This is a genomic window from Ruegeria sp. CG8 (genome assembly GCF_056537165.1).
Genome location: NZ_JBQFRA010000001.1, coordinates 510,172 through 525,490, shown reverse-complemented (window position 1 = coordinate 525,490; position 15,319 = coordinate 510,172). Strand labels below are relative to the sequence as shown.

Here is a 15,319-nt window from a genome sequence, read left to right as displayed (position 1 = left end):
TGAGCCACAGATCAGTCGATCATTGGCAGCAGCTTGTCCAGCGACTGCTTGGCGTCGCCATAGAACATGCGGGTGTTTTCCTTGTAGAACAGCGGGTTTTCGATGCCCGAATACCCGGTGCCCTGCCCGCGTTTCGAGACGATCACCTGCTTGGCCTTCCAGCATTCCAGAACCGGCATCCCGGCAATGGGGCTGTTCGGGTCTTCCTGTGCCGCAGGGTTCACGATGTCGTTCGAGCCAATGACGATCGCGACATCCGTTTCCGAAAAGTCGTCGTTGATCTCGTCCATTTCCAGCACGATGTCATAGGGCACTTTGGCCTCGGCCAGCAGCACGTTCATGTGGCCCGGAAGACGGCCCGCGACGGGGTGGATGGCAAAGCGCACATTCTTGCCCTTCGCGCGCAGCTTGCGGACCAGTTCGCTGACCGATTGCTGCGCCTGCGCCACCGCCATTCCGTAGCCGGGGATGATGATGACGCTGTCGGCATCGTTCAACGCTGCTGCAACACCGTCGGCGTCGATCGCCACCTGTTCGCCTTCGACCTCCATCTGGGGCCCCGAAGTGCCGCCAAAGCCGCCCAGGATCACGCTGACAAAGTGACGGTTCATCGCCTTGCACATGATGTAGGACAGGATCGCGCCCGACGAGCCGACCAGCGCGCCGACCACGATCAGCAGGTCGTTGCCCAATGAGAAACCGATCGCAGCCGCCGCCCAGCCCGAGTAGCTGTTCAGCATCGACACCACCACTGGCATGTCGGCGCCGCCGATGCCCATGATCAGGTGATAGCCGATGAACAGCGCCGCCAGCGTCATCAGGAACAGCGGGAAGAAGCCACCCGAAGCGGTGTACCAGATCAGACAGATCAGCGAGAGGCCCGCCGCCGCCGCGTTCAGCGCATGCCCGCCCGGCAGTTTGGTGGCCGCCGAGGTGACCTTGCCGGCCAGTTTTCCATATGCCACGACCGAACCGGTAAAGGTGATCGCACCGATGAAGATACCCAGGAACAGCTCGACATGCAGAATGGCCAGCTCGGCCGGGGTTTTCTTGGCGATCAGTTTCGCGAAGGCGCCTAGATCCGACAGGTCGGCATCCTTGGCCGCGTCAACGATCGCAAAGACTTCGGCGACATTCTTGATCTCGAAATGGGCGTTGTACCCGACGAAAACCGCCGCCAGACCCACAAGCGAGTGCATGGCGGCCACAAGCTGCGGCATCTCGGTCATCTGGACGCGCTGCGCCACGTATTGACCGATCAGACCACCGCCGATGATCAGCAGCAGCGACAGCAGCCACAGGCCCGACCCGGGACCGACCAGCGTGGCAAAAACAGCCAGTGCCATGCCGACGATGCCGTACCAGACCGCGCGCTTGGCGCTTTCCTGGTTCGACAGGCCGCCGAGCGAAAGGATGAACAGAACAGCCGCAACGACATAGGCGGCAGTGGTGAAGCCAAATTCCATGTGCCCGGCCTCCTTAAGATTTCTGGAACATGGCGAGCATGCGCCGGGTTACGAGGAAACCGCCGAAGATGTTGATCCCGGCCATGAAGATCGACAGCGCCGCCAGCAGAATGACGAGGAAAGACCCCGACCCGATCTGCATCAACGCGCCCACGATGATGATCGAGGAAATCGCGTTGGTGATCGCCATCAACGGTGTGTGCAGGCTGTGGCTGACGTTCCAGATCACCTGGAAGCCCACGAAAACGGCCAGCACGAAGACGATGAAATGCTGCATGAAGCTGGCAGGAGCCACCAGCCCCACCAGCAACATCAGCGCTCCGCCCACGCCCAGCAGGGTGACCTGCTGCTTGGTCTGCGCCTTGAAGGCCGCAATCTCTTGCGCGCGCTTTTCTTCGGGCGTCAGTTCCTTGACCTCGGCCTTGGGTTTGGCCGCGATGGCCTGCACCTTGGGCGGTGGCGGCGGGAAAGTGATCTCACCTTCGTAGGTGACGGTCGCGCCACGGATCACGTCATCTTCCATGTTGTGATTGATCTGACCGTCCTTGTCGGGCGTCAGGTCAGTCATCATGTGACGGATGTTGGTCGCATAAAGCGACGAGGACTGCGCCGCCATCCGGCTGGGGAAGTCGGTATAGCCGATGATGGTCACGCCATTGTCGGTCACAACCTTTTCATCCGGCACGGTGCCTTCGACATTGCCTCCACGCTCGGCCGCAAGGTCCACAATGACCGAGCCGGGCTTCATCGCCTTGACCATATCCTCAAGCCACAGCTTGGGGGCCGGGCGGTTGGGGATCAGGGCCGTAGTGATGACGATGTCCATCTCGGGCGCAAGCTCGCGGAACTTGGCCAGCTGCGCATTGCGGAACTCCTCGGACTGAACCGAAGCATACCCACCGGTGGCCGACCCATCCTGCTGTTCCTCTTCAAAGTCCAGATAGACGAATTCGGCGCCCATCGACTCGACCTGTTCAGCGACCTCGGGGCGCACATCGAACGCATAGGTGATCGCGCCAAGCGACGTCGACGTCCCGATGGCGGCCAGACCTGCCACGCCGGCACCAACGATCAGAACCTTGGCCGGCGGCACCTTGCCCGCGGCCGTCACCTGGCCGGTGAAGAAACGGCCAAAGTTGTTGCCCGCCTCGATCACCGCACGGTACCCGGCGATGTTGGCCATCGAAGACAAAGCGTCCATCTTCTGCGCGCGGCTGATGCGGGGCACCATCTCCATCGCGATGACATTGGCGCCCTTGGCTTTCGCCAATTCCATCCCTTCTTCGTTCCCGGCCGGGTTGAAGAACGAGATCAGCGTCTTGCCCTTGGTCAGACGCTTCATTTCGGTCTCGGTGGGCACGCGCACCTTGGCGATGATGTCCGACGATTTCCACAAAGAGGCGGCTGTCTTGACGATTTCGACCCCGACGGCCTCGTAAGCCTCGTCAGAGAAACCGGCGGCAGCACCAGCCCCCTTCTCGATGGCGCATTCGTAGCCCAATTTCTGCAGCTGCACGGCTGACTCCGGAGTCATCGCGACCCGGTTCTCGCCTTTCAGTATTTCCTTTGGCGTGCCTATTTTCACCGGCAAGTCCCCCTAATTTTCACTCTGACCGAGCGGGTGGTCGGTATTGTTTGTTAAGCAAAGGTCTATCCTGCGCAACATTATTTCGCAAGCGCAGCATTCATTACGTTGTGTCACGGGTCGGCGCATTTCAGATCCACCGACGGGTTTTGCGTTCATAACGCGCGAAATCCGCACGGAAGGTGCGGCGCAGGCGGTCCTCTTCGGGCAGGATGAACCGCCGTTCCAATACCCAGACGAAGACCGGAACCAAAACCAGCGACAGCACGGCATCAAAGCGCAGGATCAACCCGGCAAGGATCAGGACATCGCCCAGATAGATCGGATTGCGGCTGCGTTTGTAGATGCCCGACTGCACCATTGCGGTGGGAGTTTCATGCGGAATGACCGTCGTACGGTGACGGCGGAATTCTACGATGGCCAGAACCGCCAGCAGGATACCCCCACCAATCAGCAACCCGCTTAGCAGGTCGGTCAACCCGCCTTCCAGCGACAGGCCGAGCGACAGATAACGGCCCTGCAACCAGGCCAACACCGCGAAGCCCAAAAGCCACAGTGGCGGTACGTCGATACGGCGCATGAGCATCCCTTTTGAACGACGACATGTACCGACACATGTCGCTTCCGGGCCAAGTCCTACCGCTTTCAGACCCCGATGGCAAAGCATCTTGGCCTTGCGGCCGAATATTGTGCACCCGGGCCACAAACAGGCGGGCGTGGACAGCCCGGCACCGATCCGATACCCCGGTTCGGACACAAGAAAACACCGGGATTTATCATGACCGACTTCGCCGCCACCAAAGCCATGTTCCACCTGCCGGAAGGAGTGCTGTATCTGGACGGCAACTCGCTGGGCCCTCTGCCCAAGACGGCGGCCGCAAAGGTGCAGAAGATGCTGACCGAGGAATGGGGCGAGATGCTGATCACCGGGTGGAACAAAGCCGGATGGATGGGCATGCCGACCGACCTGGGCGATCGGATCGGCCGCCTGATCGGCGCCGCGCCCGGCACGGTCGTGGTCGGCGACACGCTGTCGATCAAGGTCTTTCAGGCGGTTGCCTCGGCACTGGAGCTGAACCCGGGGCGCAAGGTGGTGCTGTCGGACAATGGCAACTTTCCGTCAGATCTCTACATGGCTGACGGGCTGCTGCGCTCGCTGGGCGAGGAGTACGAGCTTCGGGTCGTGGACCCCGAGGCCGTGGCTGAGCACATCACCGACGAGGTCGCCGTGCTGATGCTGACCGAGGTCGACTATCGCACCGGCCGCAGACATGACATGAAGGCGCTGACCGATTTGGCCCATGCGCGCGGCGTCATCACGGTGTGGGATCTGGCCCACTCTGCCGGGGCCATCCCGGTGGACCTTGCCGGGTGCAACGCCGATTTCGCGGTGGGGTGCACCTACAAATACCTCAACGGCGGCCCGGGCGCCCCGGCCTTCATCTATGTCGCGCCGAAATGGTCCGACACCGCGCGCCCGGCCCTGTCGGGATGGCTAGGGCACGAGGCCCCCTTTGCCTTCGACCTGGACTATCGCCCCGGCGCAGGCATCGAGCGCATGCGCGTCGGCACGCCACCGGTGATCCAGATGACCGCGCTGGCCGCAGCGATGGATATCTGGGACATGGCCGACATGGATGATGTGCGCGCCAAGTCCATCGCCCTGACCGAACAGTTCATCCAGCAGGTCGAGGCGACCTGCCCCGATCTGGAACTGGCCAGCCCCCGCGACCCTGTATTGCGCGGCAGCCAGGTTTCGTTCCGGTTTGCCGACGGGTACGCGGCGATGCAGGCCCTGATCGCCCACGGCGTGATCGGGGATTTCCGCGCGCCCGACATCATGCGGTTCGGCTTCACGCCGCTGTATATCGACGAAGGCGACGTGACGCGCGCCGTCGAGATACTGACCGACATCATGCAGAACCGTTTGTGGAACAAACCAGAATTCAAGATCCGGCAGCGGGTTACCTGACCTCAAGCCCCGCGCCGATCAGCGCGGTCAGCTGGGCGATGCGCTGCTCGAACTCCTCGGCGTTCGAGGCGGTCATCTTGATCCCCTTCAGCGCGGCGGTGATGGTCCGCGCGGTCTCGGCCGGACCGTCCGGCAGGCGCACGCGACCGGCCGCCAGTTCGCGCTTTAGCCATTCAGCGTAGAGATCCGCCAGCGCCGCCTCGCCCTCGGCCACGATGTCGGCAGCGGTGGACTTGCTGGTATCCAGCATCTCCAGCCCATGCGGCGAGGCCAGGATGGCCGCCATCCCGGCGATCTGCGCATCAATCGCCCGCGCCAGGATCTCGGACACCGCTCCGTCGCCCTGCAGCGCATGTGCCACCGCCGCGATCTTTTCGGCGTAATGCGCCTGTGTCAGGCTGCGAACGATGGCATCTTTGTTCTTGTAATGCAGATAGACCGCTGGACGGGACATGCCCGCGCCGCGCGCTATGTCATCCATCGAGGTCTTGCGGAACCCATAGGCGGAAAAAGCCTGAAACGCCGAAGTCAGGATCGCCTTTGCCCGTGTATCATCCAGTTTTTCCGCCATGAATTGACCTCTGACAGTTTCGCGCGAAATTGTCAATTGACGCACTGACATTTTTCATCAATTATGTCAGAAACCAGCCACAGCCAAAAGAGGTGCGCCATGGCGACCACGCTGACGATCAACGGAAAGCCACATCAGGTCGATCTGCCCGACGATGTCCCCCTTCTGTGGGTGCTGCGCGACGAGGTGGGCCTGACCGGAACCAAGTTCGGCTGCGGTGTGGCCGCCTGCGGAGCCTGCACGGTGCAGATCGACGGCGAGGCCGTCCGCTCGTGCCAAGTTGCTCTGTCCGATGTCTGGGGCGAGGTCACCACGATCGAAGGGGTGGGAACGCCCGACAACCTGGCCACGATCCAGCAGGCCTGGGTCGACCATCAGGTCGCGCAATGCGGCTATTGCCAGTCGGGGCAGATCATGCAGGCCGCCGCGCTGCTGGCCGAAAACCCTGCCCCCTCTGACGAAGAAATCGACGAGGCGATGCAGGGCAACCTGTGCCGCTGCGGCACCTACCCCCGCATCCGCGCCGCGATCTACGACGCCGCCGCCAAGCTGAAGGAGGCCTGATCCATGGCCAGCATCGGAAAAATCCTGCGCCGCACCTTCCTGATCGGATCAGCCGCCATCGTCGGTGGCGTGGCTTTCGGCGTCTATTACGTCAACCGCCCCGCCAAGAACCCGCTGAAACCGGGCGACGGCGAAGCGGCCCTGAACCCCTTCATCCTGATCGACCAGAACGGCGTGACCCTGTTTGCGCCCCGCGCCGAGATGGGCCAGGGCGTCAAAACCACATGGGCCGCCCTGATTGCCGAGGAACTGGACGTGGATCTGGATCAGGTCACCGTTCTGCACGGACCTGCGGCGGCGGCTTATTACAACTCGGCCCTGATCGGCGAGAGCCTGCCCAACAAGGGCTATGACGTCTCGAACTTCCAGCACAATCTGGGCGAGGCCCTTGGCGTGATCGGCAAGGCGCTCAGCCTGCAGGTCACCGGCGGCTCGACCTCGATGAAGGACGGGTTCGAGCGGATGCGCGCGGCTGGTGCCTCGGCCCGCGAGACGCTGAAACAGGCCGCCGCCGACCGACTGGGGGTGGATCGGGCTCAGTTGAAGACCGCTTCGGGCCATGTCATCGCGCCTGATGACAGCAAGATCGCCTATACCGAACTGGCTGCAGACGTGGCGAAGATGGAACCGATTGAGGCAGAGCTGCGCGACCCGTCCGAGTGGCGTTATCTGGGCCGAACCCTGCCGCGTCTGGACATGGTGGAAAAGGCCACCGGCACCGCCCAGTTCGGCGTCGACGTGCGCCTGCCCGGCATGAAATTCGCCAGCGTCCGGATGAACCCCAAGCTGGGCGGCCAGATGAACGGCTTTGACGACAGCGCCGTCAAGGCAATGCCTGGTGTCGAAAAGGTTGTCGAACTGGGCAACGGTGTTGCGGTGATCGCCACCAACACCTGGCTGGCCAACCAGGCGGTCGAGGCCATCGCCGTCGATTGGGGCGAGGCCCCCTATCCGCCTGAAACCGACGCCATCTTTGCCGAGATCGCCAAGGCCTTCGACGCGGACCCGAACTCGACCATGCGCGATGACGGCGATGTCAGCACCGTTCCCGAAGGCGCGACAGTGATCGAGGCCGCATACACTGTCCCCTACCTGGCCCACGCCACGATGGAACCGATGAACGCCACCGCGCTGTTCACCGGCGACGCCTTGGAACTGTGGTGCGGCAACCAGGCCCCCACGCTGATCCAGTTCCGCGTTGCCAACACGGCCGGTCTGGACACCGAAGCCGTCCAAATCCACACCACCTATCTGGGTGGCGGGTTTGGTCGCCGTGGAGAACTGGATTTCGGCGACATAGCAACCAAAGTGGCCATGGCGATGCCCGGCACTCCGGTCCAGACGACCTGGAGCCGCGAAGAGGATATGCGCCACGACTACTACCGCCCCGGTGCGATGGCGCGCATGCGCGGTGCGGTTCAGGATGGCAAAGCAGTGCTGATCGACGGTGCAGTTGCCGCGCAGTCCTGCACGCAGCAAGCCGTCGAGCGCTATACCGGAATGCCCGGCGCCGGCCCCGACAAGGTGCTGGTCGAAGGGTTCTTCAATCAGCCCTACGCGGTGCCCAACTATCGCATGAGCGGCCATATCGCCGATCTGAAGATCCCGGTGGGCTTCTGGCGCTCGGTCGGCAACAGCCACAACGGTTTCTTCCACGAAACCTTCATGGATGAGATGGCTCACGCGGCCGGCCGCGACCCGCTGGAGTTCCGGCTGGAGTTGGCGCGCGGCGAACATGCGCCCTCGGCCGGGTGTCTTGAGGCGGTGCGCGACATGTCCGGCTGGACCGGCAAGACCCCCGATGGCGTGGGTCGAGGCGTGGCCCTAACCTACAGCTTCGGCACCCCCGTCGCGCAGGTGATCGAGGTGGTGGACGAAGACGGCACCATCCGCATCAGCAAGGCCTGGATCGCATGCGACATGGGGCTGGCACTGGACCCCGAAAACGTCAAGGCGCAGATGTTCGGCGGCATGATGTATGGCCTGTCGGCGGCTTGTTACGGCGAGATCACCTTTGCCGATGGCGAGGTCGAACAAATGAACTTCCCCGACTATGACGCGCTGCGCATGCACACCGCGCCGCAGGTTGAGGTTCAGGTGCTGGAAACCAACCGCTTCATGGGCGGCGCGGGTGAACCGGGCACGCCGCCTTCGATGCCGGCGCTTGGCAACGCGCTGTTTGACCTGACCGGCCAGCGCGCTCGGACCCTGCCGCTCAACAAGCAGTTCAACCTGCTGGTGTGAAACGAAAAAGACCGGTGCGTTGGTTGCCGCACCGGTCTTTTGAAAGAACCTGACTGCCGACTTTTAGGCCGATTGCCGCACCGGCGTCGGCATGGCGCCTGCCGACCAAGCCCGCACCGCGTCGCCAAAAGCCTGAAACAGGGGCCGCGAGACCGGGTCATTCGCCGCATCCCATTCCGGGTGCCATTGCACCGACAAGGTGAACCCGGGCGCATCCTGGATATAGATCGCCTCGGGCGTGCCATCCGGCGCGTGGCCGTCGATCACCACGCCCTTGCCCACCGTCTTGATGCCCTGCCCGTGCAGCGTATTGGTCATCACCTCACTGGCACCGAACAGGCGGTGGAACACCCCGCCCTCGGTCAGCTTGACCACATGGCGCAGGGCGAATTTCTCTTCGAGCGTGCCATCGGGCGGCATGCGGTGGTTCATCCGTCCAGGCAGATCGCGGATTTCCGGGTACAGAGTGCCGCCCATGGCCACGTTGACCTCTTGGAAGCCCCGGCAGATGCCCAGAAAGGGCTGGCCGCGCTCGACGCAGGCCCGCACCAGTGGCAGGGTGATCGCATCGCGCGCCCGGTCGAATTCGCCATGCGCATCGGTCGCCGGCTCGCCGTATTCTTCGGGGTGAACGTTGGGGCGGCCACCGGTCAGCAGGAACCCGTCGCAAACCTCAAGCAGTTCGGCCACGTCGACATAACGCGGGTCGGCCGGGATCAGCAGCGGCAGACAGTTCGCAACATTCGCGACCGCGTCCGAATTCATCGTCCCCCCGGCATGGGTGGGGTACTGGTCGTTCATCAGATACGAATTGCCGATGATGCCAACGACGGGTCGGGACATTGCGCTACCTTGCTGTTTTACTTGAACTGGTCGGAAATTATCCGCCCCTTCAGTAACGTGCAAGAAAACACGCCCTGCACCATGGCGCAAGGACGTGTTCAGATACGCACATATTGTTCCCGATTTCCGCAGAGCGCTGGACGAATTTCCCGAAACAGGCGGCCGCGGCGGAACGGCGCTTTTACAGATCAGGTCTCGCCAGTCAGCCCGGCGGCCTCGATCCCGGCCATGGCGGCAGCGGCGTCGTTGTCCGAGGTGTCGCCGGTGACCCCGACGGCCCCGATCACAGCGCCCTTGCGGTCGCGCAGCAGCACGCCGCCCGGAACCGGAACGACCTGCCCGCCATAGACCCCATTCACCGCAGCCATGAAATAGGCCTGCGCCTCGGCCCGCTGCATCTGGGCGGTGCCTGCCATGCCCAGCATGACCGATCCATAGGCCTTGCCATGGGCAATCGCGAAGCGGCCGGGGGCCGCGCCGTCCTCGCGCTCGAAGGCGATGACATGGCCACCGGCGTCCAGAACCACCACCGACAGGGGTTTCAGGTCCATCTCGCGCCCTTTCTCAAGGGTTTTGCGAATGATGGTGCGGGCCTTTCTGAGTGAAACCGACATGATCTTGTCCTCTGTCTGCGGTGGTCTGCCCCGGTTCTAGCCCTGACGGGCCTTCAGTTCCAGCCGCCGCGCATGCAGGACCGGCTCGGTATAGCCCGAGGGCTGTACCCGCCCCTTGAACACCAGATCGCAGGCGGCCTGAAAGGCGATGCCGTCGAAACCCGGTGCCATGGGCCGATAGGCCGGGTCGCCTGCGTTCTGCCGATCGACCACGGCGGCCATCTTCTTCATCGCGGCCATCACCTGATCGGCGCCGATCACGTCGTGATGCAGCCAGTTGGCCAGCGCCTGGCTCGAAATCCGGCAGGTGGCGCGATCCTCCATCAGACCCACGTCATTGATATCGGGCACCTTCGAGCAGCCGACACCCTGATCGACCCAGCGCACGACATAGCCCAGGATGCCCTGCGCGTTGTTTTCGATCTCCCGGGTGATTTCATCGTCGCTGAGGTTGCGGCCACTCAGCAGCGGGATGGTCAGCAGATCGTCCAGCGTGCCGCGCGGACCTCCGGTAGCGATCTCGTCCTGACGGGCCAGAACGTCTACCTTGTGGTAATGAGTCGCGTGCAGGGTCGCTGCGGTGGGCGACGGCACCCAGGCACAGGTCGCGCCGGCCATGGGGTGGCCGATCTTGGCCTCGAGCATCTCACCCATCCGGTCGGGCATGGCCCACATGCCCTTACCGATCTGCGCCCGGCCTTTCAGTCCGCAGGCCAATCCGATATCGACATTGCGATCCTCGTAGGACTGGATCCAGGGCGTATTCTTCATGTCGCCCTTGGGCAGCATCGGCCCGGCCTCCATCGAGGTGTGGATCTCATCCCCCGTCCGGTCGAGGAACCCAGTATTGATGAAGGCCACCCGCGATTTCGCGGCGCGGATGCATTCCTTGAGGTTCACCGAAGTCCGGCGCTCTTCATCCATGATGCCCAGTTTCACGGTGTTGCGCGGCAGGCCCAGAATGTCCTCGACCATGTCGAAGATCTGGACCGAGAACGCGACCTCTTCTGGGCCGTGCATCTTGGGCTTGACCACGTAGACCGAACCGTGGACCGAGTTGCCGCCATCACGCTGCAGGTCGTGCATCGCGATCAGCGTGGTGCACAGCGCGTCCATCAGCCCCTCGCCGATCTCGTTGCCTTCGGCGTCCAACACGGCGGGGTTGGTCATCAGGTGGCCCACATTGCGCACCAGCATCAGCGACCGACCCTTGAGGCTGCCTTGTGAACCGTCGGGCCGGGCAAAGGCGATGTCCTCGGCCAGTTTGCGGGTAAATGTTCGGCCACCCTTCGAGACTTCTTCGGTCAGATCGCCCTTCATCAGGCCCAGCCAGTTGCCATAGGCCACGACCTTGTCCTCGGCATCGACACAGGCCACCGAGTCTTCGCAGTCCATGATGGTGGACAGGGCCGACTCCAGGCGCACATCGGAAATGCCCGCCGGGTCCGAGGCGCCAATAGTGCTGGACGGGTCGATCATGATCTGGACGTGCAGACCGTTGTTCTGCAGCAGCACGAAGTCCGGGGCCTCGGCCGAGCCGCCGAAGCCCACGAATTTCCCGGGATCAGCCGGCGCCGGGACCAATGCGCCGCCTTCGACCTTCAGACCGGACACATCGGCCCAGCTGCCTTGGGCCAGCGGCACGGCCTCGTCCAGAAACGCCTTAGCCCACGCGATCACCCGCGCGCCGCGGGCCGTGTCATAGCCGCCCCCTTGCGGCAGGTCGCCCATCGCGTCGGTGCCATAGAGCGCGTCATACAGGCTGCCCCAGCGGGCATTGGCCGCGTTCAGGGCAAAACGCGCATTGGTGATCGGCACAACCAGCTGTGGCCCCGGCGTCGCGGCGATCTCGGGGTCGACATTCGCCGTGTCGATTTGGAAATCGGGGCCTTCATCCAGCAGATAACCGATTTCGCGCAGGAACGCCTGATACTCAGCCATGTCGATGGGTTGCCCTTTGCGCGCAAGGTGCCATGCGTCGACACTGCCCTGGATATCCGAGCGCTTCTGCAGCAAGTCGCGGTTTTTCGGGCCAAACCCGGACACCATCCGCGAAAGTCCAGCCCAGAATGCATCGGGCTCAACGCGCGTTCCGGGAAGCGCGCGTTCCTCGATGAAATCGATCAGAACCTGATCTACGTCCAATCCGCTCCGGATAGCTCTGCCGCTCATGACTCGAATCTCCTGCCCTTCGTGTGCCGTTGTATGCAGTCATCAATTAGGGGCATTGTTTCCGATAGGCAACTTGCCGCTGCATCAATCCGCCTTTCAATTCCGCCTGAAACAGCTTCAAACCGTGCAAGGTAATGCCGCCCCGACCCGCCTGCTTGCAGCGCCACGGCGATCCTCCTAACGTCGCGCGGGAACACACCGACACGAGGCCCCAGATGCGCGACGCCGCCCCCACCACGATCTACCTGTCCGACTATTCGCCCTTCGGTTTTCTGGTCGACAGCGTTCACCTGACCTTCGATCTGGCCCCGCATGCAACGCGCGTGACATCGCGCATCGCGTTCCGGCCCAATCCGCAAGCCACCGACCGCACGTTCTTTTTGCACGGTGAAGAGCTGAAGCTGATCCGCGCCAGCATCGACGGCACCCCGATCACTCCTGAGGTCACCGACAAAGGCCTGACCACCAGCGTCCCCGACACCCCCTTCGTCTGGGAGGCCGAGGTCGAGATCGACCCCGGCAACAACACCGCGCTCGAAGGGCTCTATATGTCCAACGGCATGTACTGCACGCAGTGCGAGGCCGAGGGGTTCCGCAAGATCACCTTCTATCCCGACCGGCCCGACGTGATGTCCACCTTCACCGTGCGCATCAACGGCGACCTGCCGGTGCTGCTGTCGAACGGCAACCCGACGGGCAAGGGCGAAGGCTGGGCCGAATGGACCGACCCCTGGCCCAAACCCGCCTATCTGTTCGCGCTGGTCGCCGGTGATCTGGTTGCCCATTCCGACAGTTTCACCACCAAATCGGGGCGGCATGTGGAACTAAATCTGTGGGTCCGCCCCGGGGACGAGGGCAAATGCGCCTTTGGCATGGAGGCCCTGAAGCGGTCGATGAAATGGGACGAGGATGTCTATGGCCGCGAATACGATCTGGACGTGTTCAACATCGTCGCCGTGGATGATTTCAACATGGGCGCGATGGAGAACAAGGGGCTGAACATCTTCAACTCGTCGGCGGTGCTGGCCAGCCCGGAAACCTCGACCGATGCCAATTTCGAACGGATCGAGGCGATCATCGCGCATGAGTATTTCCACAACTGGACCGGCAACCGCATCACCTGCCGCGACTGGTTCCAGCTGTGTCTGAAAGAGGGACTGACCGTGTTCCGCGACGCGCAGTTCACCTCGGACATGCGCTCGGCCCCGGTCAAGCGTATCCATGACGTGATCGACCTGCGCGCGCGCCAGTTCCCCGAGGACAACGGGCCGCTGTCGCACCCCGTGCGCCCCGAAAGCTTTCAAGAGATCAACAACTTCTACACCGCGACCGTCTATGAAAAAGGCGCCGAGGTGATCGGCATGCTGAAAACGCTGGTGGGGGACGAGGCCTATTCCAAGGCGCTGGACTTGTATTTCGAACGCCATGACGGGCAAGCCTGCACGATTGAGGACTGGCTGAAAGTGTTCGAGGACACGACTGGCCGCGACCTGGCCCAGTTCAAGCGTTGGTACAGCCAGTCTGGCACGCCCCGGGTAAAGGTCGAGGAGGATTGGGCCGACGGCACCTTTACCCTGACCCTGTCCCAAAGCACCCCACCCACACCCGGCCAGCCCGAGAAGCTGCCACAGGTGATCCCCGTGGCCGTGGGCCTGCTGGGCCCCAATGGCGACGAGGTGCGCGGGACCGAGGTGCTGGAACTGACCGAAGCGCGCCAGAGCTTCACGTTCGAGGGGCTGGCCGCGCGGCCCGTCGCCTCGATCCTGCGGGGGTTCTCGGCGCCGGTGATCCTTGAACACGACCGCCCGAACGCCGAACGCGCATTTTTGCTGGCCCATGACACGGATCCGTTCAACCGGTGGGAGGCCGGGCGGACGCTGGCGCAAGACAGTTTGCTGCGCATGATCACCCAGGACGCGCCCCCCGATGCGGAATATCTGGATGGCCTGCTGGCTGTTCTGCGCGACGCCGATCTGGACCCGGCCTATCGCGCGCTGATGCTGGGCCTGCCGACCCAGTCGGAACTGGCCGCCGCGCTGCACGAACAGGGCGAAACGCCCGACCCGATGGCGATCTGGCGTGCGGTCGAGACCCTGCGCCAGGCCACCGCCCAGCACATGCAGGACCTGCTGCCCCGCCTGCACTCCGAGGCGCTGGTCGACGGCCCTTATTCGCCCGATGCCGAACAGGCGGGCAAGCGCACCCTGGGCAGCGCCGCGCTGGCGCTGACCACCCGGCTGGACGGCGGCGCCATGGCGGCCGAGGTCTATGCCAAAGCCGACAACATGACCCTGCAGCTCAGCGCTCTGTCCTGCCTGCTGCGTGCCGGCAAAGGTCAGTCGGAACTGGCGGCATTCTACGACCAGTGGCACGACGACCGGCTGGTTCTGGACAAATGGTTTGGGCTTCAGGCCTCGCTTGCCGCACCGGATGATGCGCCGCGGATCGCCCGCACCTTGTCCGAGCATCCCGATTTCAACTGGAAGAACCCCAACCGGTTCCGTGCGCTGATGGGTGGGCTGGCGATGAACCACGCCGGGTTCCACCATGCCGGCGGCGCGTCCTACGCCTTGCTGGCCGACTGGCTGATCCGGCTGGACCCGGTCAACCCGCAGACCACCGCGCGCATGTGCACCGCCTTCCAGACCTGGAAACGCTATGACGCCGACCGTCAGGAGCTGATCCGCGCGCAGCTGACCCGCATCGCCGAAACCCCGAACCTGTCGCGCGACACGACCGAGATGGTCTCGCGCATCCTCGGGGCATGACGGCGCCCGAGGGCTCCGGGTTCCGCTTTACCCGCCACAACCGGTCGCCCCGCAGCATCGTCATTCTGGCGGCTGTCTATGCGGGGCTGCTGGCGCTGGTGTTGGTTTTCGACGCGGCCTGGTGGCTGATCGGGTTGCTGGCGCTGGGCACCCTGCCCGCGCTGTGGGACGTGCTGCGAGACACCGACGCCGGGCTGAACCTGGACCCGGTAAAACTGCGCTGGCATTCGGGCGCTCGGCAGGGCGAGATCGACGTGACCGAGATCGACTTCTTCCGCTTCGACACGCGCTGGGACTTCTCGGTGCGCGTGTCGATCATCCTGACCAACGGCAAACGCCTGCGCCTGCCCGACGAAGCCCTGCCGCCGCACAAACAGCTGGAACAGGCGCTGCAACAGGCTGGATTTCGGGTTGACCGACACCATTTCACGGTATTCTGAAACGATTCACGGAATCCGCGTCGATTGATCCTGTCTGATCCATTGAAGCAGAAAGTTTAATGTTAGAATCCTTGAACTGG

Annotated in this window: 12 protein-coding genes; 5 read left to right on the top strand and 7 right to left on the bottom strand. The window is 63.4% G+C overall.

Annotation, left to right across the window (positions count from 1 at the left end; translation table 11 throughout):
- Positions 1-11: 11 nt before the first annotated feature.
- From ACR0EF_RS02565 to ACR0EF_RS02555, 3 genes are all read right to left on the bottom strand, one after another.
- Positions 12-1,466, bottom strand: a complete 1,455-nt coding sequence (locus ACR0EF_RS02565; RefSeq protein WP_170371511.1) for an NAD(P)(+) transhydrogenase (Re/Si-specific) subunit beta — start codon at positions 1,464-1,466, stop codon at positions 12-14.
- A 13-nt stretch (positions 1,467-1,479) separates the two neighbouring features.
- Positions 1,480-3,051, bottom strand: a complete 1,572-nt coding sequence (locus tag ACR0EF_RS02560) for a Re/Si-specific NAD(P)(+) transhydrogenase subunit alpha (RefSeq protein WP_170340345.1) — start codon at positions 3,049-3,051, stop codon at positions 1,480-1,482.
- A gap of 130 nt (positions 3,052-3,181) precedes the next feature.
- Positions 3,182-3,631, bottom strand: coding sequence for a methyltransferase family protein (locus tag ACR0EF_RS02555; RefSeq protein WP_093964875.1), 450 nt, complete (start codon positions 3,629-3,631; stop codon positions 3,182-3,184).
- A gap of 198 nt (positions 3,632-3,829) precedes the next feature.
- On the opposite strand from ACR0EF_RS02555, the gene kynU reads away from it, so the two are divergent.
- A complete protein-coding gene (kynU, locus tag ACR0EF_RS02550; RefSeq protein ID WP_170369361.1) occupies positions 3,830-5,023 on the top strand; it encodes a kynureninase in 1,194 nt (397 codons plus the stop codon).
- Here kynU and ACR0EF_RS02545 read toward each other — a convergent pair.
- On the bottom strand, positions 5,016-5,594 hold the full coding sequence (locus tag ACR0EF_RS02545; RefSeq protein ID WP_170368159.1) for a TetR/AcrR family transcriptional regulator: 579 nt from the start codon (positions 5,592-5,594) through the stop codon (positions 5,016-5,018). The genes kynU and ACR0EF_RS02545 overlap by 8 nt on opposite strands.
- A gap of 99 nt (positions 5,595-5,693) precedes the next feature.
- Here ACR0EF_RS02545 and ACR0EF_RS02540 point away from each other — a divergent pair, with 99 nt between their 5' ends.
- Both ACR0EF_RS02540 and ACR0EF_RS02535 read left to right on the top strand, forming a co-directional pair.
- Positions 5,694-6,158 (top strand): (2Fe-2S)-binding protein, encoded by a 465-nt coding sequence (locus ACR0EF_RS02540; protein ID WP_170371513.1) that lies wholly within the window; start codon positions 5,694-5,696, stop codon positions 6,156-6,158.
- Positions 6,159-6,161: 3 nt separating this feature from the next.
- Positions 6,162-8,402 (top strand): xanthine dehydrogenase family protein molybdopterin-binding subunit, encoded by a 2,241-nt coding sequence (locus ACR0EF_RS02535; protein ID WP_170371514.1) that lies wholly within the window; start codon positions 6,162-6,164, stop codon positions 8,400-8,402.
- Positions 8,403-8,465: 63 nt separating this feature from the next.
- Here ACR0EF_RS02535 and ACR0EF_RS02530 read toward each other — a convergent pair whose 3' ends face one another.
- From ACR0EF_RS02530 to ACR0EF_RS02520, 3 genes are all read right to left on the bottom strand, one after another.
- The gene (locus ACR0EF_RS02530) at positions 8,466-9,245 is read right to left on the bottom strand and encodes a gamma-glutamyl-gamma-aminobutyrate hydrolase family protein (RefSeq protein WP_170364538.1); all 780 of its coding nucleotides are present in this window, start codon (positions 9,243-9,245) and stop codon (positions 8,466-8,468) included.
- A gap of 188 nt (positions 9,246-9,433) precedes the next feature.
- Entirely contained in the window at positions 9,434-9,859 is a 426-nt protein-coding gene (locus tag ACR0EF_RS02525; RefSeq protein ID WP_093964871.1) for a GlcG/HbpS family heme-binding protein, read from the bottom strand.
- 36 nt (positions 9,860-9,895) lie between these two features.
- On the bottom strand, positions 9,896-12,031 hold the full coding sequence (locus ACR0EF_RS02520) for a malate synthase G (RefSeq protein ID WP_170369365.1): 2,136 nt from the start codon (positions 12,029-12,031) through the stop codon (positions 9,896-9,898).
- A gap of 215 nt (positions 12,032-12,246) precedes the next feature.
- Here ACR0EF_RS02520 and pepN point away from each other — a divergent pair, with 215 nt between their 5' ends.
- Both pepN and ACR0EF_RS02510 read left to right on the top strand, forming a co-directional pair.
- Positions 12,247-14,799, top strand: a complete 2,553-nt coding sequence (pepN, locus tag ACR0EF_RS02515; protein ID WP_170371516.1) for an aminopeptidase N — start codon at positions 12,247-12,249, stop codon at positions 14,797-14,799.
- Positions 14,796-15,239: a hypothetical protein gene (locus tag ACR0EF_RS02510; protein ID WP_170340939.1), complete on the top strand. Its 444-nt coding sequence runs from the start codon at positions 14,796-14,798 to the stop codon at positions 15,237-15,239. Before pepN ends, ACR0EF_RS02510 begins: the two co-directional genes overlap by 4 nt.
- Positions 15,240-15,319: the final 80 nt, after the last annotated feature.